Origin of the sequence: Aquirhabdus parva (assembly GCF_003351745.1) — a bacterium.
Taxonomy (GTDB): Bacteria; Pseudomonadota; Gammaproteobacteria; order Pseudomonadales; family Moraxellaceae; genus Aquirhabdus; species Aquirhabdus parva.
Window position 1 is genome coordinate 2,830,563 of record NZ_CP031222.1, and the last position, 24,473, is coordinate 2,855,035.

Consider the following 24,473-nt stretch of genomic DNA (forward strand, 5'->3'; position numbering starts at 1 on the left):
AAATTGATCACTAATCCAACAAATCGCTTACCCGCTCCCCCGATAAACCCGCTTAAACTCTAGACAATACCAAATCGATTCTCATGGTGAACTCTCATGGCAAAGTATCGAATACTCAGTCTGGATGGCGGCGGTCTACGCGGTCTCATCACTGCCCGCTTGCTTGATCGCCTTAACAAACATCAGGATATTGCAGGATGGCTTGATGGCGTTCAATTCTATGCAGGCACATCCACGGGCGGCATTCTTGCGCTGGGGCTGGCTGCGGGCAAAACACCTAACGACATTGGTGATCTCTACAAAGATAAAGGCCGAGAGATTTTTGATGATAGTCTTTGGGATGATATCCGCGATCTGGGCCGGACTATCGGTGCGGAGTACTCAAATAAAAACTTAAAAGCAGAACTCAAAGCCATCTTCGGTAATCAGAAAATCACCGACCTCAGCAAGAAGGTCGCCATCCCAACCTTTGATCTCGACAATGGTGCACCAGCAAACCAGCGAACATGGAAACCCAAGATTTTCCATAACTTTAAGGGTTCAGACTGTGATGATGACTGCTTGATTGCAGACGTCGCCCTCTATACCAGTGCTGCGCCGACTTACTTCCCTTCAGCCGATGGCTATATCGATGGGGGCGTCTTCGCCAATAATCCCAGCGTGGTGGCGATTGCACAGGCGATCTCACAGAAGAATGATCCTACTGAGCGAGCAAGTCTTGATGAACTGGTTTTGCTATCTGTTGGCACGGGTGTAAGTCTGACTTATATCAAAGGACAAACCCTCGACTGGGGTTATGCGCAGTGGATCAAGCCACTGATCAATGTCTTGACCGATGGGGTGTCTGGCGTATCGGATTATCAATCGCGTGAACTACTAAATGATCGTTATCATCGACTACAGATTGTCTTCGCACCCAATGAGACGATTCCATTGGATGCGGTTGATAAGCTAGATCGTATGGAGCAGATCGCAGCAGAGTTTAATCTGGATGAGACCGTGGCGTGGATTAAGGATGAGTGGCTTTAAATCCGAAACTATGGATCAGAACACTCCAATATTAATTATTTACTTTTAGGTAGATAAGTTAAGCACTGTTTAATACTTTCTTTAGGAAGGAAAACACTGGGAGGCGTTCCTTCACCGTAAGCCCCAAACTCTTCAACATCAAACATAAATTGCAAGCCCAAAGGCGATGGGAGAAACTTTACCTGTTTGTAAGATTGCTGAGTAATTTTAAAGTATTTAGCACCACTTATTTCTCCCAACCCTTTGCGAACTAAATTAGAGAGCATTGCTAAGCAAGTCGGTGAGAATTTTAAAAAATGATCTAAAAATACTTCCTGTGATATACCAGATGCCCAAATATAATGTCTAGTAAGAGAACTATAGTGCCCATGTGCTGATCCTGCGTCATACCACCAAAACTCACTACTCAGACTCAATAAATTATTGTAGTAGCCAAGAATATAGATACCATTACTGCATTCCTGATCATGATCACATATAGCTGCATCTTCTAAGTTTCTTTTATCGATTTTCTCATCATTAAAAACAGGAAAAACGGCACTAAACTTAAAAGGACGAGTTGGATCAATAAATCCGACTTCATAAGACTCTAGTGGACGCGATGCATAAATACTTTTATGGGTCACTGATATCTCTTTGTATACGCTAATTTGTTGCATTGAGAAATTCAGCGTTTTTTTCTTTTGGTTCGCAGTATGCGTCCATATTCCCGATGCATTCTTTTTATCATTAGATAGCGTCCCAACAAACTCTTCTTTATAGAGCACCTTCCCTTCAGTATTCGGATCATCAGCTATTACTGAGAGTGTAAAAGAGTCTCCTTGAAAAGAACTCTGCCTAATTCCGATAGCCTCGCCTTTCAATTGTCTGGGATATTGATATGAGGAATATTTCTCATCCTCTTTAGAATAGTACAGTGTCATTTGAAAAGGCGTTCCGTCAGAGAAACGACCTTCATAAAAACCACCTACAATGGATTCAATACGGCTTTTATCTTTTAAATAGTTAACATCTGGATTATCCGTATCAGCAAAAGCACACTGCCAGAGACATAAAATTTGAACTACAAAGAGGAGTATCAGCTTATTTTTCATAGTTATTAGTCTGATGATAGGTGTTAGGCAATTTGGCATCATGTACAGAATGAAGTAGTTCTTCATCTCTATGCTACTTCATTACCCTACTACAAACATATGCAATTCAAGCTGTTTTTTTCATCATCAACAACGCAATCAGCGTGATCAATGCCGCCGTTGATAAATAAAAGCCGACATAGGCCAACCCATAATGCCCCGCCAACCATGTCGCGATATACGGCGCAAGCGATGCACCCAGAATCCCTGCAAAGTTAAACGCCAATGACGAACCCGTATAGCGCACAGGTGTGGGGAATAACTCGGCAAGTGCAGTGCCTAATGGTCCATAAGTAAACCCTAGAAGCACCGAACCAATACTGAGGCACACGAGCATTGCCCCCGCATCAGTCGTGGCAAACAGCGGCTCAAAGCCCAGTCCAAATGCAAGGATAGCAAGCGTCACAGCAATCAATACGGTGCGCGGACTATAGCGATCAGAAAGAAGCGCAGACAATGGGATGGTCAAGCAAAAGAATAAAATGGCGATCATCTGCAAGACTAAGAAGTCTTTGCGAGCAAAATGTAAGGCGGTGGTGCCCCAACTTAAGGTGAAGATCACGATCAAATAGATCAACACAAAACCTGCCAGCGCGACAAAGGTCCCAAGAAGTACCCGACCGCCATACTCTTTAAACACCGTACTGATCGGCAGCTTGACGCGTTCATTATTAGCAATCGCCTTTTGGAATTCTGGGGTTTCAGTCAACTTCAAGCGGACATAGAGACCGACCACAACCAACACGCTACTGAGCAAAAATGGAATGCGCCAGCCATAGTCAAAGAACTGGGCATCAGTCAGCGTCTTGCTCAGGATTAAAAATATTCCCGTGGAGCATAGGAAGCCGAGCGGGGCACCCATTTGTGGAAACATGCCGTACCACGCCCGTTTGCCTTGCGGTGCATTTTCGGTGGCGAGCAAGACTGCCCCGCCCCACTCTCCGCCCAGCCCCAAGCCCTGACCAAAGCGACATAAGGCCAGTAACAAAGGTGCAAGGATACCGATGGATGCATAAGTCGGGAGTAAACCGATGATGACCGTTGAGAGTCCCATGGTCAGCAAGGCTGCAACCAAAGTGACTTTACGTCCTACTCGATCGCCAAAGTGACCAAACACCGCAGAGCCAATCGGGCGTGCAATAAAGGCTAAGGCAAAGGTGGCAAACGACTGCAACGCCGCTGTGGTGGGATCACCCGCAGGGAAAAACAACTTGGGGAAAACCAATACCGCAGCAGTGGCGAAGATATAGAAGTCAAAGAATTCGATGGTGGTGCCAATCAGACTGGCAAAGAGGACTTGAGCGGGCGAATTAGCGGAAGAGTGGGCAGATATATCCGTACGTGTTGTCGTCATAAGTCATCCCCTTTGCGCTTTAATTCAAAATGATAGAACACCACACGTGTTATAAACGTTTTTCTCAGCCTTTGCTAAAAATCCAGATTAGGCGTACATCCATGTACGCCCCATACATCGTCCTTGAGGGAATTGCCCGTTTACGAGTTAGTCCGCTTTCTTGATCATCAGCAGTGCTGCTAATGTCAGCACTCCCGCAGCAGCCAAATAATAACCAACATAAGCCAAGCCGTAGTGACCCGCTAACCACGTGGCGATATACGGTGCCAGTGATGCACCGACAATACCGGCCAAGTTAAATGCAAGCGATGCGCCAGTATAGCGAACGGCTGTCGGGAAAAGCTCTGACAGCGCAGTGCCGAGTGGCCCATAGGTTAAACCCATGAGGCTTAGACCAATTGCCAGGAATGCGAGCACTTCAAATGAGCTACTTGCCGTAAACAGTGGTGCAAAACACAGACCAAAAACAATAATCGCAATCGTTGCCGCAATCAGCATGGTGCGTGAACTAAAACGATCAGCAAGCAGTGCAGAAACTGGAATCGCCAGACCAAAGAACAACACACCGCCCATTTGCAGGATCAGGAAGTCCTTACGGGTGTAGTGCAGTGCGCTGGTCCCCCAGCTAAGTGCAAACACAGTCATGAGATAAAACAATACGAAAGTAGCCAGCGCTGCGAATGTACCGACCAACACTTTACCGCCATGCTGAGACAACACCGTGCCTATCGGCAGTTTGACGCGTTCGTTGTTTTCAATCGCTTTTTTAAATGCTGGGGTTTCATGCAAGGTCAAACGTACATATAGACCGACCAAGACCAATAAGCTACTGGCCAGAAACGGAATACGCCAGCCAAAATCAAAGAACTGCGCTTCGGTTAACGATTGAGTCAATAGCAAAAATAAACCGGTGGAGCACAGAAATCCAATTGGCGCACCCAATTGTGGAAACATGCCGTACCATGCGCGTTTACCCGCAGGCGCATTTTCAGTGGCGAGCAATACCGCACCACCCCACTCCCCGCCCAAGCCCAGACCCTGACCAAAGCGGCAGAGCGCCAACAGCAATGGTGCCAGCACCCCAATCGACGCGTAGGTTGGCAGTAAGCCAATGATGACGGTCGAGATCCCCATGGTCAGCAGTGCCGCGACCAGTGTGGCTTTGCGACCAATCCGGTCACCAAAATGACCAAAGACTGCTGAGCCAATCGGACGCGCAAAAAACGCGAGGGCAAAAGTCGCTAGGGACTGCAAGGTTGCGGAAGTCGCATCGCCTGCAGGGAAAAAGAGTTTAGGAAAAACCAATACCGCTGCCGTGGCATAGATATAAAAGTCAAAAAACTCAATCGTGGTACCAATCAGACTAGCAAAAAGGACTTGAGCCGGTGAGTTGGTTTTGGAGAGCGCATGGGATTGAGACATCAATGATTGCTCATATTTTGGATTTATTGAAAGAACTAAAGCGAATTTAGAAGAGGCGTAGTCTAGTCGATTTTTAACCGAGTGTTAAGGGATGTAAACGGATTAGATCGCCATGCGCAGGCGATCTATCGAAACATCTTTTTTTATAATGAGGTGATTAGGATTGCACACGTGCCAAATGGCGTGCTTCCTGAACTGCGCGCCAGCCTGCCGCTACTTTGGAGGCCAAATTACCAATCCCTTCAAGCGTCGCAAAGCTAATGGCAGCAGCATTGAAGGTGAGTTTTTTGATTTGTGCACTGGAGTGCACGCCTGAGATGCACCAACTGACAAAGTGCTCGCAGTTATTAAACAAGATGTGATAGTCGTCTTCGCCCAAGCGGCTATAGGCGCGCTCAACGCTCTCTGCTCGGTCGAACTTGCGGTCATGCTCTTGCACCCAAAAGCCAAAGCCGTTATCAAAACGTTCAAGCGAAGTAATCGCAACAGGGCCTTTTACTGCGAAACCATCGATAAAGCCCGCATAATGCATGACGCGTTGATCACCGATATAGATGCCATGATGGGTAAAACCCATTCTTGGGGTGACGACATGATCACCGAGGCTGACTGACTTGCTCACACGCTATCTCCAACAAACAAAGGCGCTGCCACCTCAAAAAAATGCTCAACAAACAAAGGCGCTGCCACCTCAAAAAAATGCTCAACAAACAAATGGTGTCCAAAAAACCATCTGGTCAATTAACGTCCGCATATTACGCCTAACACAAGAGTTGCGTCAATCACATGTTTCCCGTTTTATGCAATTTTTGTAAAAAACGGACAATGCCCACTAGACACAATTTCTGAAATTTAAGGTATGCTAGGATTTAACAGATAATGACCAGTGAGTCCGATCCATGACCGCAGAGCTAGACTTATATACGAGCGTCCCTGCCCTCATTGGCTCTCTGCTCGCCAAGCGACGGATTGAACGGGATTTATCGCAGACGGAAGCCGCGCATTTTCTAGATATTGGCAACTCATCTTGGTCGCGGATTGAGAATGGTGAAAGCTCACTGACGATTGAACAGCTCTTTTCGATTTGTCATGGCATGGATTTAAAGCCGAGTGGTTTTTTGGCCTTGGTCGAAGAAAAACGTGACCTTCTAGCGCGTAAAGGCGTGGTGGTCAGCCTACATAAACTCAGCAAAAAGAAACAAGTCAAACTTGCAGATGCCTTAAAAGGTAAAAGCGGTAAGGACAGCAAAGGCACGTTTGTCATGGAAGTGACAGGCACGGGTCTCTGGCCGTTGATTGGCAATGTCATCTTTGAATCGGCAGGACTGATTACAGATGAAATCGCGCCAAGTATCACACCCAGCGCGGGTAAAAATAAGAAGAAATAAGAGAGCTATTGATGATTCGCATGCAATAAATCAAGCAATCCCATCGTGATACTTAAAAGAAGCATGGGTGCCATCGCAAAAAGGTTTATTTGACGACTGGCCACAGCGACACAGGGCTTGTCGATTGCGAATCTCATATGACTGTCCATCCGCACTTTCCACACGAACTCCACCACGTACCATCAGCGGTCCACTACAACCGATAGCCGGATCTTCAATGGGATGAATCCCGATGGTTTCTTTGCTTTCAATCGGTTGCTGCGTTTCTCGATCCCAGACCAACAAGCGACCACCAGCGCAGTTATGAACCATGAATTCGGTCAGCCGCTCATGCTGCTCCCCTTTCATCTGAACCTCACCCCAGACTTGATGGCCGTTATCGCAGAAGCGTGAAAAGGCACAATAAGACTCGTTGTCGGTTAGCAGTTGTGTGGGTCCGTCGAATTCTTTAGAGCCCGCCAAAAGGGGCTGAAAACTGGCCGTTTCGGTTAAATCAACAGGGGCTTTAAGATGTGAACCATCGCAAAAAGGCGCATGTTTGCTGTGTCCACAGCGACATAAAGCCATTGATTCTGAGGACTCGAAGGATTTGCCTGCGGCGTATCGACCCGAGTTACCCGTTTCATTTTTTTCGATAATCACTTGCTGGACTGGCGGCTTGCCGTGGACTAGATAAGGTCCGCCTTTAGTCACCTGAATATAGATATCTTCGGGTGCAGGCACAGTACCGATTTGAACGATATGATCAATCTTTGTTGTCATGACACTCACCTCTGAAAATACATTGATTTAAATGGTTTACAGGTGGTCACAGACCGCATGCTCACCCCATGAACGCAACAGCACTCATCACAATAAATAGGCTTTTCCTAACGGGGAGTCAATCAACAAACGATCGATATTCACAAAACAGCTATATATAGGGCGGTTAAATACAAAAAAGAATCCCTGCTCATGCGACTTAATGCATGAGCAGGGATTCTTTTGCAAATAGGCAGAGTTGCCGGAATGAGCTTAAACGCTTTGACTGACTTTAGTATTACCCAAAACGTGCCCTAGCTCAGCTACGGTACTGACCAAAGCCGTTGGTGCGCAGCTTGCCAACTCTTCACGCGAATGCGCACCCCACAACACACCCACTCTCGGCATATCCAAGGCTTGCGCCATTTTCAGGTCAAATGAGGTATCACCAATCATCACCGCGTCGGCAACATCGATCCCGGTTGCCTCAAGAATATGGGTCAACATCAACGGATCAGGTTTAGATTTAGCTTCATCTGCACTGCGTGTCATCACGAAGTAGTCACGCAGTCCACTTTGATCAAGCACACGATCCAGACCGTTACGATTCTTGCCCGTTGCTACAGCAATCTTGATATCGCGTGCACGTAATTCATCCAGAACATCGGTTAACCCTTCAAACACAGGCGCGATGTTGTTGTAGGTATGGTAATGCTTGGCATAGACCTGACGCATTTCATCATGACGATCCGCATGATTGGGGAATAAGCGATGCATGACTTCAGGCAGCGCCAGTCCAATGATGTGCTGTGCGGCCGCGGCGGGTAGATCGATGTCAAAATGACGCCCAACCGATTGTAAACTCGCCACAATCTGCCCCACCGAATCCATCACGGTGCCATCCCAATCAAAGATGGCGAGTTTTAGGTTATCGTTAAAACGGTATGTTCCAATCTCAGACATGCACTCATCATCCTCATCGCCAATAAAATCGCCAAAGACATGATGCTTTGGCGACTTTGATTTAAAATTTCAAACCTTTTCTGCGGTTAGCCGCAAAGGAAATGATCGTGCGTAATACGATCAACGATGCCCTTTCACTTCACCCTTCAATTGTTCAATCAACGTCACAAAGTCATCTGGCTTTGGTGATTCAAACAAAGGATAGCCAGGAACAGACAGACGCACAGCGTGTAAGCACAAACGGCGTGCTTCAGCACCTTGATAAGGACGCTCATGACCGTACTTGTCATCGCCCAAGAGCGGATGGTTGATCGACAAACCATGCACACGGATCTGATGGGTACGACCAGTTAGCGGACTCGCTTCAACCAATGTGGCATGCGCGTAACGTTCAACGACCACAAAATCCGTCTGACTTTCTTTGCCATGACTGTCTTTATCAGTCGCCACACGAACTCGGCGCTCACCGCTAGGCAGTTCGATTTTAGCTAGTGGCACATCGACGCGCTGTTTATCGAGTGTGACCACACCCTTCACGATAGCAAGGTAAGTCTTACGGATTTTGCCTTCGCGCAGATAATCCTGCAGCACCTTCAGCGTTGAACGCTTCTTGGCAATCATCAGCAATCCCGAAGTCTCGCGGTCTAAACGATGCACCAACTCTAAATAAGGCTTACCCAAAGTCTGACGAATCGCTTCGATCACGCCAAAATCCACACCACTGCCGCCATGTACAGCAAGACCTGCAGGTTTATTCAGGACGATTAAGCCTTCATCTTCATAAAGGATACGTTCCCGTAAGCTATCCGCAAGATTCTGCCCAATGACTGGCGGCGCGCCAATCTCACGCATACGGATCGGCGCAACACGAATCAAGTCACCAGTTTTGATACGGGTATCCTGTTTCACACGACCTTTATTAATGCGGACTTGCGATTCACGGATTAAGCGATAGATCCGAGTCTTGGGCACGCCTTTGAGACGTGCAACTAAGAAGTTATCTAGGCGCTGACCGTCATGATCTTCATCCACGGTATACCACGTGACTTGTGGCACATTGGTTTGGGCGGGGACAAAAGGCGCTTTCGGTTTAGGCGTGCCATTTTCAGACAGCTCTTCAACCACCTCAGAGGTATCTACAGGCTGATACTTCCAATACACCGCAGTTTCGGCACTACCGAAAATCGCATCTTCTGGATCCTCTTCATCGTTATACGCGGCTGCAGGCTTAGAGCGCGTATCAATGCGTTTGCGTTCTTCATGTTGCTGCGGTGCATCAGGACCGCGATGCTTGTTTTGCTGATTGCGATTTAAAAAGGTGCCAGCGCGTGAGCGCAATTGCGGCTTACCACGTGAATCTGGACGGCCACGCGACTCACCAGAACCACCACGGCGATTGCCAGATGCACGCTCATTGTCCCGAATACCCGCTTCTAAGCGATTTTCAGCAGCAGATGGCGCAGCGCGCTGTTCGCTTGGACGTGAATCCTCGGTTTGCGGACGCGCAGGGCGTTTTTTAGGTTTAAAAGCTTCTGAGCGACGGCTGTCAGCTGGGTATGAAGACGGTGCACGGCGTGATGGGGCGTGCGTTGATCGCACCCGAGTCTTATCAGAAGCGGGTTGCTCTTTACCACGGAAATCGTCATTTGACGGGGTTTCCGCATCTGAGCGGTGTTTTTTTGATGTTTGTGCGCGAGAAGTTGTCATGAAAATGTATGCTTGTTGCCAAAGGTTTGCTATAGTCGGCGCACGGAAAACGGTCTAGCCTGCTTGAAATCCAAAGCAACTAATGACTATCCGGACAAATACGCCCCGTCGAGGCTTTCTAGTATATCGACAAAACCCGTTCTTGCTTAACTCTTCGACACAGATTTATGTACACAACCGTGTAAATAGATCAACGGTGAAGAGTAACAACACGGTTAACGGTTCTTTTTGCCCTGATTGTTTAGACGCATGGCAAAGAACCACACATAAAACCGATGCACACCAGACAGGTTGATTGCCTGTATTTGCATCGATGCTTGATTGGTTTAGCCTGATGACAGGCAAGGAAGAGCACAGTACGCTTCATGGTTTTTGCTTACAACAAAGCCATGTAATCACAAGTGTCTAAAGCCCCTTGCATCATTCCGCACTCCACTCACAGACACTGATGTTGATACTGACTACACCCAAAATACTTGCTTTGCTGTTTAATTGAACTTCAACTTTAAGCAGCAAAGAGATGAATGAATGACTTATGCGCAAATCAGGCTTTGCCTGATGTAATGAATAGAACTATGCAGCAAGATGAGGATTTACACCCAAATCTTTTGCACTACATGCTTTTACCAAAAGTCCATGTGACTGGTTTCTAACGCGCTAATATTTCAGAACTTGCTAGACGTATTATTGTTGAATGATCTTGCAAGAGACCACCGTCTGCCGTGTGTGTCGCACCAAATAAAGGTGTCACACTGCAATGAAACGTATGCTGATAAACGCGACACATGCCGAAGAAATTCGCGTCGCACTGATTAACGGTCACCGTCTTTACGACTTTGACTTAGAAAACCGCACCCGCGAACAAAAGAAATCCAACATCTATAAAGGTCGCGTCACACGCGTCGAACCTTCCCTCGAAGCAGTCTTTGTTGAATATGGTTCCCAGCGTCAGGGTTTCCTGTCGATGCGTGAAATCGCCAATTCATACCTGAACAAAGATCCTCGCTCAACCAACAATATCCGTGAATTGATCACCGAAGGCACTGAGCTGCTCGTTCAAATTGAAAAAGAAGAACGTGGCAACAAAGGCGCTGCCCTCTCGACATTCATTTCACTGGCAGGTCGTTATTTGGTGTTAATGCCAAACAACCCTAAAGGCGGTGGTATCAGCCGTCAAATCGCGGGCACTGTCCGTGAAGAGATGAAAGAAATCCTGTCATCACTCGAAGTACCACGTGCCATGAGTGTCATCGTGCGTACTGCAGGGATTGGTCGTAGCCAAGAAGAGCTACAACAAGACTTGCAACACCTGCTCGGTCTTTGGCAACAAATTCAAAATCTAGCGCAATCTGGCCCATCACCAATGCTCGTCCATCAAGAAGCGGGGGTCGTTACCCGTGCAGTGCGTGATTACTTGCGTGATGATATCGGCGAAATCCTGATTGATAATGAACAGGCTTATAACGAAGCGTATACCTTCGTACAGCAAGTCATGCCGCATCAGATTCATAAAATCAAAAAACACTTGGCCAATGAACCATTGTTTGCAAGCTTTGGCATCGAAAGCCAAATCGAAACCGCTTATCAACGTGAAGTGAAGCTGCCATCAGGCGGTTCGATCGTGATCGATCAAACTGAAGCGCTGGTTTCTATCGACATCAACTCTGCTAAAGCCACACGTGGCGCCGATGTTGAAGATACCGCCCTCAACACCAACCTTGAAGCGGCTGATGAAATTGCGCGTCAATTGCGCCTACGCGACATGGGCGGTCTAGTGGTTATCGACTTTATCGACATGGGTAAAGATCGTAACCAACGTGCAGTTGAAGCACGTCTGAAAGAAGCCACCCAAAGCGACCGTGCCCGCATTCAATTCGGTTCACTGTCACGCTTTGGTCTGCTTGAAATGAGCCGTCAGCGTCTACGTCCATCCCTAGAAGAAGCGACGGGTTACGTCTGCCCACGTTGCCACGGCACAGGCATGATTCGTGACTTACGTTCATTGTCCCTGTCGATCATGCGTGCGATTGAAGAAATTGCGCTGCGCGAGCGTCAAGGCGAAGTCCAACTACAAGTTCCGATTGAAATCGCAGCGTTCTTGCTAAATGAAAAACGCGACTCTCTCGTTTACTTAGAGCAAACCAGCCGTTGCCGCATTACCATTTTGCCGCACCCACATCTGGAAACACCGCACTATCACATCAGCTTTAACCGTGAAGGCAATGCACCAGCAAGCTACGAGCTGATCGAACGTGATGAAGCCCTCGGTTATGAAACCGACTGGCAACAACCCGGTCAAGTAGCCGCCCCAGCGCCTGCACGTCAAAATCGCGCCGCTTCCGCTGCTCAAGCACCAGCTGCTGCACCAACAGCACCTGCCAGCGTTCAATTCGCATGGCTTGAAAACCTGTTCACCCCACGCCAAGCCCGCCCACAAGGTGCCGCAAGCAGCAATGATGCAGCCAGCGCCATCGAACAATTAGTCAATGGCGGCGCAGTCAGTCGTGGGATTTACGGTGAAGTCACCACACCAGCACCACGTGATCGCCATGCGGTTGCGGATGTACAACCCAACGCCTATGCGACGGGTACTCCCACAGCACAGGCAGGTCAAACCCCAGCGGCACAGCCGCAAGGGGGGTCCAACCAAAAGCGAGACCGAAACAACCGCAATCGACGCGGTCGGGACAACAATCCCAATAACAACACAAACGTCGATAACGGCGCAAACGACAACCTACAGTTTGCCCAACCTCCCGTTGACAACGCGGCCTTCGGAGACGAAGCCCCAGCACCGCGCCATCGCAACCGCCGTGGTGGACAAAACAACGGTCAAAACGCGAACCAAAACGATGCCGCCAATGTCGAACGCGACATCAACGCAGCGCCGGAGTCCAACAACTCAGGTAATGTTCCGCCTCGCCGTGATCGTAATAGCAATCGCAACAGCCGTGGGCCTCGCCAACGTGATGCGAGTGTACTTGCACCATCCGCTGACAACGCAGCATCCGCAGACGTCCAAGTCGCTGAGCTAAATGCAGCACCAGCCGCGATTGCAGAAGTTGCAGCAAACCCACTGGCAACGCAAGTGATTGCCAATGGCGATGAGCAAAGCACAGGCAATCTCGTAGTCTTTGGTCTGGATGACTCTGCATCCACCAGCACGACTCCACTGGTTAGTGAAGTGCCTGAAGTGGTTGCAGCAGCAGAACCATCAGAAGGCGTCCATGAAAATGGCCCAACTGAAGACGTGACTGCAGCCATCGCCGCTGAAGCCCCACGCGCCGCCAACGATCCACGTGAACGTCGTCGTCGCCGTGAATTGGGTCTGGATCAACCAGAGCCAGTCGCAGCAGTTGCCGCTGCTGAACCTGTTGTTCACTTTGAGCCTGTCGCTGTACATGGTTCAGTGGGTGAATATGTGGTTGACGTATTAGGCGCAGAAGGGACTACCCTGCTTGCTGAAGGTCGCGTTGTTGAAGCGTTCTTAAAAGCACTGCATGGTCGCCCAGTCGTCACAGCCCCTCTGGTCGTTGCAGAAGTCGCACCCGTTGTGACTGAAGTAGAGGCAGCACCCGTTGTTGCTACTGCAGCAGCGTCGTTGCCACCGATGACCACTGAAGTGATTGCACCGCCAGTCGCTGACCGCCCACGCGCAGCCAATGACCCGCGTATGCGTCGTCGTTTGGCCGCCGAAGCCGCAGCGCGTGCTGCTGCAGGTATCCCTGAGCCAGCCGAAGCCGTAGAAGTAGTCGTTGTCGCTGAAACGACAGAAGTTGCTGCGGCTGAAGCACCGGTTGAGGTGGTTGCTGAGACTACAGAGACCACTGCAGATGTCGTGACCGCACCAGTTGCAGTTGTGGAAGAAGCACCAGTCGCTGAAGCTCCTGTAGCCAGCTCAGGCTTGCAAGCCAACCTGATCTTCCCTGCCGCTGAAGAAACCATTGCTGTTTCAACAGAAACGGTAGCCGTTGAATCAGCAGTCAGTGAGTCAGTTGCTGCCCCTACAGAAGTTGTCGCAGAAGCTGAATCAGCACCTGTTGCAGTTGAAGTTGATGCTGAGCATGATGATGAAGACGGTGATGACTTCGTCGAAAGTGCGGAAGGATCAGATGAGGATCACTCCCACGAGCCTGAAAACTCAAATCTGGACAGCCGTGGTCGCCCACGTCGTCCACGTACTGGCGGACGTCCTCCAAAAAAACGTGCTCCAGCCGTCGAGTAAACCCCAAAAAGCAACCGATCACTTGATATAATGAGTGGTCGGTTTTTTTTAAGCATACCTTTATGAAACTTAATACGAAAACCAAATAGTTTAGGTATGCTACTGGCACTATTAGCCATCACCGCTGTATGCAGCAAAAATTCAAATTGAAGCGACAGCGTATTGATTAGTTTAGATTGATTACAGGAATCCATTTATGTCTTTATTCACAAGTAAACGTAAACCCGCGCACTCTGATGTGATTACGATTACCGATGTAGCTGAACGGATTCCCAATCTGATAAAAAAACTTCCCCATGTCGCACACGGTTTAATCCTCGCCAATGACTCCCGCCCCAATAAGCCTACAGGCTTCGGCGTAGAATTCGAAAAAGCCACACGCAGCAACCCGTACGGCATTGCGTTATATTATAAAGACACCCAATTTACCTATACCCAGTTCAACGAATGGGCCAATCGCATCGCACACTACTTCTTAAGCCAAGGCATCAAAAAAGGCGACGTCATCACGCTCTTTATTGAGAACCGCCCTGAACTACTGGTGTGTTCACTGGCTTGTGCCAAAGTGGGTGCCATTGCTGCACTCGTTAACTGTTCACAAACGGGTAAAGGCTTGACCCACAGTATCAATCTGGTCAAACCCAAAATGATTATTGTTGGTGATGAACTGACAGGGCCGCTGAAAGATGTGCGCTCAACGCTAGAACTCTCAGATGATCAATTCTTCTGGCTGGCCGACGCCGATACCCGTAAGCCAAACCCACAAATCAAAGCACCGGCAGGCTACCAAAATCTTGCTGATAAATTGACGAGCCAACCTCGCTTCAACCCACCGAGCAGCTATGAAGTCTTCCATCAGGATGGATTATTTTATATCTACACTTCTGGCACCACAGGTTTACCAAAAGCGGTCGTGTTTAAGCATGGTCGCTGGATGAAAGGCTACGGCACCTTCGGTCATATCATGAATCTGAACAAAGATGACATCATGTATGTCACCTTGCCCTTCTATCATGCGACCGCTATGGTTGTGTGCTGGTCTGCAGTTATTGCAGGCGCCAGTGGCCTTGCGATCCGTCGTAAATTCTCAGCGCGTGAGTTCTGGTCGGATGTACGCCGCTATAACGCTTCGGCGATTGGCTATGTCGGTGAGCTCTGCCGCTACCTGATGGATTCCCCAATGGATTCCGCAGACCGTAAACATCGCGTCACCAAAATGGTTGGGAATGGTCTACGCGCCAGTATCTGGCATGACTTCAAAAAACGCTTTGGTGTAGAGGAAGTCTTTGAGCTTTATGGCTCAAGCGAAGGCAACGTGGGCTTTAGTAATATTTTCAACTTTGAAAATACAGTGGGTTTCTCACCAGTTCCATATGCGATTGTGCGCTACGACCAAGAAAAAAATGAGCCGATTTTGAACAAGAAAGGCTTTATGATCAAAGTGAAAACAGGCGAAAGCGGTTTGTTGATCGGTAAGATCACTAAATCCTCTCCTTTTGACGGTTATACCGATCCAGAGAAGAACAAAGCCACGATTCTTGAAAATGTCTTTACCAAAGGCGACCGCTACTTCAATACCGGTGACTTAATCCGTGACTTGGGTTTCCGTCATGCGCAGTTTGTTGATCGTCTGGGTGATACCTACCGCTGGAAAGGTGAGAACGTCTCCACCACTGAAGTAGAAAACTGTATCTCCGACTTCCCTGCCATCTCTGAAGCAGTGGCTTACGGTGTTGAAATTCCGGGCACCAATGGTCGTGCAGGTATGGCAGCTATCACTCCCACACCTGATAGCAATATCGACTACACCGAACTGTTGACCTTCTTTAAAGGCAGCATGCCTGCTTATGCGGTTCCGATTTTTATCCGTGTTCAAGCACAGATGGAAACCACAGGCACCTTCAAGTACCAAAAGAACAACCTCAAGAAAGAAGGTTTTGATCCAAGCCAAACCAGCGACCCTCTTTTGGTCTGGTTACCAGGCACCACTTGCTACACCCCGATCACTGCAGAAGTGTTTGAAGGCATCCAGATCGGACAGTATCGTTTCTAATTTTTTTAGACTGTGATCAAATCAAGGACAGCATAAGCTGTCCTTTTTTTCGCCTATCTTCATCATTTGCTTAGAGATTGATCAGCATGGCTTTTGAGGCATTCCACTCAAAAAACGGAGAATTGCTCTTTATTTGTTCAGAAAACCCGTTATTTTCATCTTTTTTAGTGAAAATGGCTCTTTTATGTTCAAACGAATCATATCTCGTTAATTTTAGGTTGTCTTTCCCTGAAAAATTGATAGAATGTGCGCTCACTGAAACGGGTCGTTAGCTCAGTCGGTAGAGCAGTTGACTTTTAATCAATTGGTCGCAGGTTCGAATCCCGCACGACCCACCAGTGTTAAGATACTAAAGAAAGCCTTTGCATGATTGCGAAGGCTTTTTTTTATGCTTGTGGCGGACTCATATATTCCGTTCGAAAATAATGTGCGGAAAACCTATCGCCCAAATCACGCCATGTCGTGCAAACGACATGCTCACGACATGTGACCTTCCTCTTTTAAAGACTTTTCCCACAAATACAAGAAGAACCTGCACCTGAAAATACTTTTCCTTAGCATCCTCAACTCTGCAAAAACGCACTAAAGCTGTTTTTGGAGAAAGGTGCGTCAAAACATCTGATTAGCTCTATATGCAGTCCTCATCCTGTAAATTTTGCCTCATGCCTAATTGTTACTTCATTGACAATTGATCGTCTTACATTTAATCTACTTTCAAGTTGATTAAATGTAAAGAATGTGGCAAATGGCTAGACCCAAAAGAATTGAAGGTGACACGGATACGCCTGCAAAGATTATCAATGCCGCCCGTTTAGAATTTTCTCAGAGTGGTTTATCTGCTCGGCTTGAGGACATTGGAGCACGGTGTGGTCTGAGCCGTGCCTCCATCCTGCACCATTACGAATCCAAACAAATTTTATTAGATGCCGTTAATGAACACGCGATCAATAAAGCCCGCGAACGAATATTACAGGCCTCACTAAAGACTCAGAACGATTATTCAGCAACGATTCGTGGCGTAACCCTAGCTCTGCGGCAAATTGAAAATGAAGAAAATGGGACTGCTGCAGTCATATTACATGCCATATTTGCTGAGCTCGTAAGTACGAAATTAAAAATCATGATGCAAGAACTGTTGGCATTACTCGCACAATCCGCCATACAAGCAGGTGCTGAGGCCAGCCACTCTCCGGAACTGACGCGTGCGGCAATTGCACATATCGTCATGGGTGAACTCTGTCGTCTCGCCTTGGGCAAACAAGCCCATGATTATTGGGGCAGCGCTGATCCGATCCTTCCCCTCATGGACACCTTTTTTAAACTCCCCTCTGCTTGAGGAACCCCATTATGAATATCTCATCACATTTAATGCAAACCCCAGCCACCACACGTAGCTTGGCGGATGACTTACAACAGCTCTACGATGAAACGCGTGCAAAAGTAGGTCAAGAAGACATTGATCACATTGAAAAGATTGCAGCATATTCAAATGCGATCAAAGCACGCAGCCGTGAGCTGCTGCAAAAGGGCGGGAAGCCTGATGCCTTTAAACGCGGCGTAACTTTGGCTGTTCTGCATACCCTCCTGGAATTCGCAGAGCTTGGTCACAACATCATGCATGGGACTTATGACAATTTGCCTAATGCAAAACGATTCCATTCAGATCAGTGGGTCTGGGATTTCATCACCGATCCTGATGAATGGAAGATCATGCATCACCAGAACCATCATCCCTTTACCAATATCATCGACAAAGACCATGATATTGGCTACTCCATGATCCGGATGTTTGCAGGTCAAAACTGGTATGGTCACCATGCTCTGCAGCCCTTGGCGTTGGGTGCATTGGCCTTACCCAACTATTTCTTTAGTATGTATACAGCATCATCTGCTGCACGCGTAGAAGAGCGTCCAGCACTCGGTCTGAAAACTTTTGAGCGTGCATTTAAACTTTTAGGCAAGCATGCACGCCGCAATTACATCCAAGAACCTTTGGCTGCAGGTTCGCGCTTTTTGCATACAGTGGTTGGTAACTATCTGGGTATCGTACTCGGTTATGACCTGATTATTCTGATGCTTATGTTGGAGCACCATGCCCATAACGTGCAAGTCTTTGTTGATCCAGGCCCAGGTGAAAGTCGTGATGAATACTTCCGTCGCCAACTCCTCGCCACATCGAATTTCATCCCGACAAGTGCTATTGATAGCTATTTAAAGAGTATTTTGGATGAGGAAGTAGACTTCCCCAATCCACCTGACTTTGAAGTGTTTTATGGAGGCTTAAGCACCCATCTTGAACACCACTTATTTCCCGATTTGCCATGTAATCGCCAACGCGAGATTGTGCCGCAAGTACAAGCCATCTGTGCTGCACACGGTCTCCCCTACAACATCGTACCTTTTGAAGAAGCTATTCCGAATGTCATTAAACGCCTGATCAAATGGGCAGTGCCTGCTGGCGAGCAAGAACAGCAAAAAACGTTGACCTCCCTCGTTCGCCGCCCACGTCAGTTATTCAAACGTGTGAATCATGGTATGCGCTATAAGGTGCCATCACCCTACACGTATATCCAAACAACGCGATATTTCAATGCTCCAGCAGAAGTATTGGCTACACGCATTGAAGCTGGTGGACAAGCCCTCAGCATTCATCTGGCTAAACCACTGGGCTGGGACGAACAAGTCTGGGATGCTGGGGCGTATATCTCCTTGCGGATCAAAATTGGTAAAGAGGAATTTGTCCGTCAATACAGTCTGACCAGTGATAGCCTAGACAGCGATACCTTAGATATTACGGTCAAGCGGGTGGAAGGTGGACGCGTTTCCAACTTCATCAATGACACCGTGAAAGCGGGTCAGTTCATCACCCTTGTCGGTACACCGCAAAATGATGGCAGCTTTGTTGTGCAACAACTGCCCAAGCTGCCGATCTTCATCGCTGGCGGTGTCGGTATTACCCCGATCATCAGCATGATGCGTAAGCTACGCCGTGACAACACGGATGCCCAAGGCACGTTGCTGTATTTTAATCGCAACCCTGAATCCATTATTTTTGAAGATGAGATTCGCGCACTGGCAAAACAGGCACGCCTGAATGTACATCTGATCTGTGACAGTGCACCCGAGCATCGCACGGATCTCATCCAAGAGAAACTCTCTCCCAAGCTTTTAAAACAGTACATTCCTGATATCTGCACTGCTGATGTTTATGTCTGCGCACCCCCCGGATTTATTGATATCGTCAACACACAGCTCATCACGCTGGGTTTACCCGAAGGACGTTTTCATACCGAAAGCTTTACCCCACCGACCTTGGTAAGAGAACCCAGTGATGGTCGTCAATATCGCATCCACTTCAAACGAAGCGGTCAAGAAGTCACGATTGAAAGTAATGTAACCCTGCTTGAAGCCGCACGACAAGTCGGCATTCAGATTCCATCGGGTTGTGAGCGTGGCCTCTGTAAAGCATGCGTATGCACCAAAGTCAGTGGTCAAACCCAAGATGAAATCGGAAAGTCCACGCAGACCCGTATTACGATTTGCAATAGCATGCCGCGCTCAGATATTGAGCTCGATGTGTAACAAGACTTTGAACTCAAAAGTAATTTATATAGCTAACCCCGCCTTAGGACGCTAGGGCAACAACAATAGAGATTGATCCATATGAATACATCAGCCAATCTTACGCATATAGACAGTGCTGTACCTTCAGAAGTACAGCGTATCCATGACTTACTCAGTGCTCAAAAAGCAGCCTATCGCGCTAATCCCATGCCATCAGCGGCTGAACGCATTGAGCGTTTGTCACGCCTACGCCGTGTTTTAGTGACGCATCAAGATGCGATTGCTCAAGCCATCAGCGATGATTTCGGTAATCGGTCCATTGATGAAACCAAGATTTCAGAATTGATGACTTGCTTAGAATATATCGACTATGCCAGTAAACGGGTGGCCCGATGGATGCAACCGTCTAAGCGTCATATTGGACTCATTCACCAGCCTGCAAAAGGTTGGGTGTCTTATCAGCCTCTCGGCGTGGTCGGTATCATGTCACCGTGGAACTACCCTTTATTCCTCACCATTAGCCCACTCATCTGTGCACTGGCAGCAGGGAATCATGCCATGCTCAAAATGTCGAGTTCCTCGGCACGATTAGGTGCGCTTCTGGAAAAGATTTTTGCTGAGGTTTTTCCTCTAGAGCTTTTGGCAGTCGTGAATGGCGGCGGCATCATTTCGGATACCTTCTGTCGTCTGCCTGTCGATCTCTTGGTCTTTACAGGATCGAGTGCGATTGGCAAAACCGTAATGGCTGCTGCGGCAGAAAATTTGACCCCTGTGGTCTTAGAACTCGGCGGTAAATCACCAGTACTGGTGCATGACTCTGTACCCATGAAAGACGTGGCTGAGCGTGTGGCATTTGGTAAAGCATGGAATGCAGGGCAAACCTGTGTAGCGCCCGACTACATCTTGCTGCCGCGGGGTAAAACCCATGAGTTTGTTACCGAGATGCGAACATTGATCAGCAAGCACTATCCAACTCTGCTTGAAAACCCTGATTACACGTCGATCATTAATGATAAGCAATATCATCGCCTGCAAGGCTATCTAAGCGATGCACGTAAGCAAGGTGCAACGTTCTTTGAGATCAACCCTGCCAATGAAGACTTGAGTGGCACCCGCAAAATTGCGCCGACCCTACTTACCAATGTGACCGCCGAAATGGATGTTTGCCAAAATGAAATTTTTGGCCCGATCCTGCCGATCATTGAATACGACACGATTGAAGAAGCGTTGAACTATATCAATGATCGCCCACATCCACTGGCCCTGTATTATTTTGACTACGATGCAAAACGTGCTCAGTATATTGCGGACCACACCCACTCTGGTCAGTTTGGGATTAATGCCGTACTGACTCACCCTGTACACAGTGATTTGCCATTTGGTGGCGTGGGAAATGCAGGCATGGGCAAATATCATGCACAAGAGGGTTTTCTCACCATGAGTCATACCCGTGCTGTCCTGCAAAATCCAAAATTTTACAGTCTAAAAATGATCATGCCGCCCTTTGGTAAGCGCGCACATCAGATACTTGGCAAAGTATTCTTTCACTAAGATCTCTGTTTAAAGTTTCAATTCGGTAGCCATCAATGTATATGCGGTGGCTACCTTATTTTTATGAAACCATATTAAGTTTCAGTCAGAAAAGCCCTAAAGCACCTCTCCTATCCGAGCGTCTCTCTTAACAACGCCAAAGCCTGTTTACCCTCCATTTCATTGATTAAGCCTTCACCCTTCATCTAAATGGCGTTAAATGCCAAAAAAATGGTCATCTTCAGTCAAATTCCTCCTCCAGACATTCGGCATGATTGGACGCTAGTCGATGAGGCAGGAAATGGATAGCCACCTCATAGCCTGCAATATCTGAGGTTTTCCTCAGCACATTTACTACCCATAAAAAAGCATTTCTCATGATGCAGAGCAAGCACGATTGTCATATTTGCTCGGTAGCATATTGGGCCATGAAATAAAGGGTTCGGACGACTTCGTCTATACATTCAATGTCTATTTTAGGGAAGAAATAACGTGACAAACCCGCAAGATATCAATCGCCGCTTGTTCTTAAAGCATAGTGCTCAATTAGCAACTCTAGCTGGGGCAGCAGGATTACTCCCTGAAACTATCCAACGAGCTCTGGCGATTGCGCCGAATGTTCGTACGGGCACGATTCAAGACGTCGAGCATGTCGTGATCTTGATGCAAGAGAATCGCTCTTTTGATCACTACTTTGGCAATTTGAATGGCGTACGTGGTTTTAATGATCCGCGGGTACTCAAGCGTCAAGACGGTAAGCCTGTCTGGTATCAATACTACAATAATAACAATTACTCGCCTTACCACTGGGATACCAAAGTCACCTATGCCCAATGGGAAGCATCCAATTACCATGACTGGTCACCTTATCATGGCGTATGGAACGAAGGCCGTAATGATCAATGGATGACGATCCAATATCCAACGGCAATGGGTTACTTCAAGCGCAGTGATATTCCTTACTACTACGCCATGGCTGATGCCTTTACTCTGTGCGAAGCGTATCACCAATCGATGTTGGGTCCGACCAATACCAACCGCCTCTATCATATGACTGGTCGTTCCGCCCCTACAGGTGATGGCACAGGCGTTTACACGACCAATAGCATGGGCGATGGCACCATTGGCGTAAGCGGCACTGTAGATTGGATGACCTATCCAGAGCGCTTGAGTGCTGCAGGGATTAACTGGAAGATTTATCAGGAAGGAGGCTATCAATCCTCGTCGCTATGGTCGCTTTATATCAATCCTTTTAGCAAATACACGATTCAAGAAAAAAATAACTATGACTGTAATGCACTCGCATGGTTTAAGAACTTTAAGAATGCAGGGACTAGCTCTGACCTCTGGCAGCGCGCTATGGTCGCACGTGGCGTGGATAAGCTGCGCACGGATGTCTTAAATAACCAACTCCCGCAAGTGTCATGGCTGATCCCTCCTTACTGCTACTCCGAACATCCATGGTGGGGTCCTTCCTTTGGTGAATACTACGTCTCTAAGATCCTTGAGGCGCTGACCAGTAATCCAGAAGTGTGGGCAAAAACTGTCTTTATCATCAATTATGATGAAGGCGATGGATTCTATGATCACGTCTCCGCAGCAGTCCCCCCATGGAAAGCAGGAACAGGACTCTCGACCGTCAGCACTGTCGGTGAAATCGAACAATCCGGCCAACTCCCCATCGGACTAGGATATCGCGTTCCTCTACTGGCAATCTCACCATGGTCAAAAGGCGGTAAAGTCAGTGCTGAAGTCTTTGATCATACCTCCGTGCTGCGCTTCTTGGAAAAACGCTTTGGGGTGGTTGAAAGCAATATTTCACCATGGCGCCGTGCGGTTTGCGGTGATTTAACCTCGCTCTTTGATTTTTCTGGACAAAGCAATCCTACGGTAGAACCTGCGCTAACCAATGTGGCGCAAACCAACAGTCAAATGCTGGACGCCTACAACAAGCAGTATTACTACAAGAAGCCCGATTACTGGTCTTATCCGCCAACGGGCTTACCAGGACAAGAGTCTGGGCAACGCGATGCCTTAGCTGTGCCTTACGAGCTCTATGCCGAAGTCGCCATCACCAAAGCGACCAAAAAGCTGGTTCTATTCCTCACCAACAATGGTAAAGCGCTGCCCGGTAATCCTGAAGGCAAATCTGCGGCGGTCTTCCAAGTTCATGCCACCAATGGCAGCACCCCACGCTTCTATACCGTGACCAGCTATCTGGTCACCCAAAGCGATGGCAGTACCTTAGGTAAAACCATCAGCGATGACCTTTCTGCACTGGTAGATGCCAGCGGCAACTACAGCTTTCAGGTTCGTGGTCCAAATGGCTTCTACCGGGAATTCGTTGGCAATATTAATGCCGGTATCCAAAGCGCTGAACCTGCGATCTCTCTTGTATATAAAGTCGATGGCAACATCTACTTAAGTATCAAGAATAACGGGACACTGCCATGTCGGGTCACCGTACAGACCAACGCGGCGTATAGTAGTGAGGCGGCACATAGCTATGATATCGGCGTCGGTAGCACCATTCAGGACCTATGGAATCTACAAAGCAGCCAAGGCTGGTATGACCTCAGTGTCACGTCAACCAATACCTCGACCAGCTTCTTGCGTCGTCTAGCAGGGCATGTGGAGACTGGGGTTTTGAGTAAAAGCGATCCACTCTTGAACATCAATCAGGTCTAAACTACAGACCTGCGTTCAAACCCGTGTTTAAGAACATCAAGGATAGAGTATGAAGTCGATGTGGGTATGGATTTTTATCGGAGCGCTCTGCTGTGGATTGGCATTTGCGCTGTATACCCTCTCGCCTTCTGCCAATCCTATCCCCAGTGCCAGCGCTTCCTCAGGTGCTGGAATTCGCACGCCGATAGATACTAGAGAACCTGCAATGAAAGTTCAAAATCCTGCATCCTCTGTCTCAGCAGACATGGAGCATTTTCTAAAAAACGTATCGACCCTTTCAGATGCTGAACGCAAACAAACTGCACAAACGATTATCGATGAGCTAAAAGCCTCTGTCTCCGATGGTGCTGATCCGCGCACGGTCTTTCAGCAAATTGAACAATTCACGCCTTATGTAGAACCTGACCCAACACGACGGGAGGCAATGAACTTTGAAATCTGGCAGTCGTTAAGACAAGCCAATGTTCAACGCGAACTCCCGCCCACCCCAGCAGAGCAGCAGCAACTCAAAGACTATGCAGCGGCATCGGATCAGATTATTGAAGATGTGATGAAGACTGAAAGCGATCGTGAACAGCAGCACCGGGTGATTGACACCAAGCTTCGTGCGTTGCGGTTGCAGATTTTTGGGGAGGAAGAGCCGAGGGTGTTGAGAAGGTAACAGCGATATTTTTAG

16 protein-coding genes and 1 tRNA gene are annotated in these 24,473 nt (G+C 48.0%); 10 read left to right on the top strand and 7 right to left on the bottom strand.

The annotated features are described in order from the left end of the window. The first annotated feature begins 96 nt into the window (after window positions 1-96). Window positions 97-1,029: a patatin-like phospholipase family protein gene (locus HYN46_RS12715; protein WP_114899724.1), complete on the top strand. Its 933-nt coding sequence runs from the start codon at window positions 97-99 to the stop codon at window positions 1,027-1,029. A 35-nt stretch (window positions 1,030-1,064) separates the two neighbouring features. On the opposite strand, the gene HYN46_RS12720 is transcribed toward HYN46_RS12715, so the two are convergent. The 4 genes from HYN46_RS12720 to HYN46_RS12735 form a co-directional block, all read right to left on the bottom strand. After that, the gene (locus tag HYN46_RS12720) at window positions 1,065-2,123 is read right to left on the bottom strand and encodes a hypothetical protein (RefSeq protein ID WP_162818194.1); all 1,059 of its coding nucleotides are present in this window, start codon (window positions 2,121-2,123) and stop codon (window positions 1,065-1,067) included. A gap of 106 nt (window positions 2,124-2,229) precedes the next feature. Next, entirely contained in the window at window positions 2,230-3,516 is a 1,287-nt protein-coding gene (locus HYN46_RS12725; protein ID WP_114899726.1) for an MFS transporter, read from the bottom strand. A gap of 147 nt (window positions 3,517-3,663) precedes the next feature. Next, complete coding sequence (locus HYN46_RS12730; RefSeq protein WP_114899727.1) at window positions 3,664-4,938, bottom strand: MFS transporter; 1,275 nt, start codon at window positions 4,936-4,938, stop codon at window positions 3,664-3,666. A gap of 157 nt (window positions 4,939-5,095) precedes the next feature. After that, window positions 5,096-5,560 (bottom strand): lecithin retinol acyltransferase family protein, encoded by a 465-nt coding sequence (locus HYN46_RS12735; RefSeq protein WP_114899728.1) that lies wholly within the window; start codon window positions 5,558-5,560, stop codon window positions 5,096-5,098. A gap of 277 nt (window positions 5,561-5,837) precedes the next feature. On the opposite strand from HYN46_RS12735, the gene HYN46_RS12745 reads away from it, so the two are divergent. Next, window positions 5,838-6,326 (top strand): helix-turn-helix domain-containing protein, encoded by a 489-nt coding sequence (locus HYN46_RS12745; RefSeq protein WP_114899730.1) that lies wholly within the window; start codon window positions 5,838-5,840, stop codon window positions 6,324-6,326. A 30-nt stretch (window positions 6,327-6,356) separates the two neighbouring features. Here HYN46_RS12745 and HYN46_RS12750 read toward each other — a convergent pair whose 3' ends face one another. The 3 genes from HYN46_RS12750 to HYN46_RS17505 all read right to left on the bottom strand — a co-directional run bounded on the left by HYN46_RS12750 (window position 6,357) and on the right by HYN46_RS17505 (window position 9,086). Next, window positions 6,357-7,088, bottom strand: a complete 732-nt coding sequence (locus HYN46_RS12750; RefSeq protein WP_114899731.1) for a CDGSH iron-sulfur domain-containing protein — start codon at window positions 7,086-7,088, stop codon at window positions 6,357-6,359. 252 nt (window positions 7,089-7,340) lie between these two features. After that, the gene (locus HYN46_RS12755) at window positions 7,341-8,030 is read right to left on the bottom strand and encodes an HAD-IA family hydrolase (RefSeq protein WP_114899732.1); all 690 of its coding nucleotides are present in this window, start codon (window positions 8,028-8,030) and stop codon (window positions 7,341-7,343) included. A 120-nt stretch (window positions 8,031-8,150) separates the two neighbouring features. Beyond that, the gene (locus HYN46_RS17505) at window positions 8,151-9,086 is read right to left on the bottom strand and encodes an RluA family pseudouridine synthase (protein WP_228254947.1); all 936 of its coding nucleotides are present in this window, start codon (window positions 9,084-9,086) and stop codon (window positions 8,151-8,153) included. A gap of 1,408 nt (window positions 9,087-10,494) precedes the next feature. Between HYN46_RS17505 and HYN46_RS12765 the strand changes: the two genes are divergently transcribed. The 8 genes from HYN46_RS12765 to plcR all read left to right on the top strand — a co-directional run bounded on the left by HYN46_RS12765 (window position 10,495) and on the right by plcR (window position 24,458). Continuing rightward, window positions 10,495-13,962: an Rne/Rng family ribonuclease gene (locus tag HYN46_RS12765; protein ID WP_114899734.1), complete on the top strand. Its 3,468-nt coding sequence runs from the start codon at window positions 10,495-10,497 to the stop codon at window positions 13,960-13,962. 196 nt (window positions 13,963-14,158) lie between these two features. Next, window positions 14,159-16,015: a long-chain-acyl-CoA synthetase gene (locus tag HYN46_RS12770; protein WP_114899735.1), complete on the top strand. Its 1,857-nt coding sequence runs from the start codon at window positions 14,159-14,161 to the stop codon at window positions 16,013-16,015. Window positions 16,016-16,277: 262 nt separating this feature from the next. Continuing rightward, window positions 16,278-16,353 (top strand) — tRNA-Lys (locus HYN46_RS12775). A 407-nt stretch (window positions 16,354-16,760) separates the two neighbouring features. After that, window positions 16,761-17,351, top strand: coding sequence for a TetR/AcrR family transcriptional regulator (locus HYN46_RS12780; RefSeq protein ID WP_162818195.1), 591 nt, complete (start codon window positions 16,761-16,763; stop codon window positions 17,349-17,351). Between the two features lie 11 nt (window positions 17,352-17,362). Next, the gene (locus tag HYN46_RS12785) at window positions 17,363-19,597 is read left to right on the top strand and encodes a fatty acid desaturase (RefSeq protein WP_228254809.1); all 2,235 of its coding nucleotides are present in this window, start codon (window positions 17,363-17,365) and stop codon (window positions 19,595-19,597) included. An 81-nt stretch (window positions 19,598-19,678) separates the two neighbouring features. Next, entirely contained in the window at window positions 19,679-21,130 is a 1,452-nt protein-coding gene (locus HYN46_RS12790; RefSeq protein ID WP_114899737.1) for a coniferyl aldehyde dehydrogenase, read from the top strand. A 471-nt stretch (window positions 21,131-21,601) separates the two neighbouring features. Then, complete coding sequence (locus HYN46_RS12795; RefSeq protein ID WP_114899738.1) at window positions 21,602-23,797, top strand: phosphocholine-specific phospholipase C; 2,196 nt, start codon at window positions 21,602-21,604, stop codon at window positions 23,795-23,797. A gap of 49 nt (window positions 23,798-23,846) precedes the next feature. Continuing rightward, window positions 23,847-24,458 (top strand): phospholipase C accessory protein PlcR, encoded by a 612-nt coding sequence (gene plcR / locus HYN46_RS12800; RefSeq protein WP_114899739.1) that lies wholly within the window; start codon window positions 23,847-23,849, stop codon window positions 24,456-24,458. Window positions 24,459-24,473: the final 15 nt, after the last annotated feature.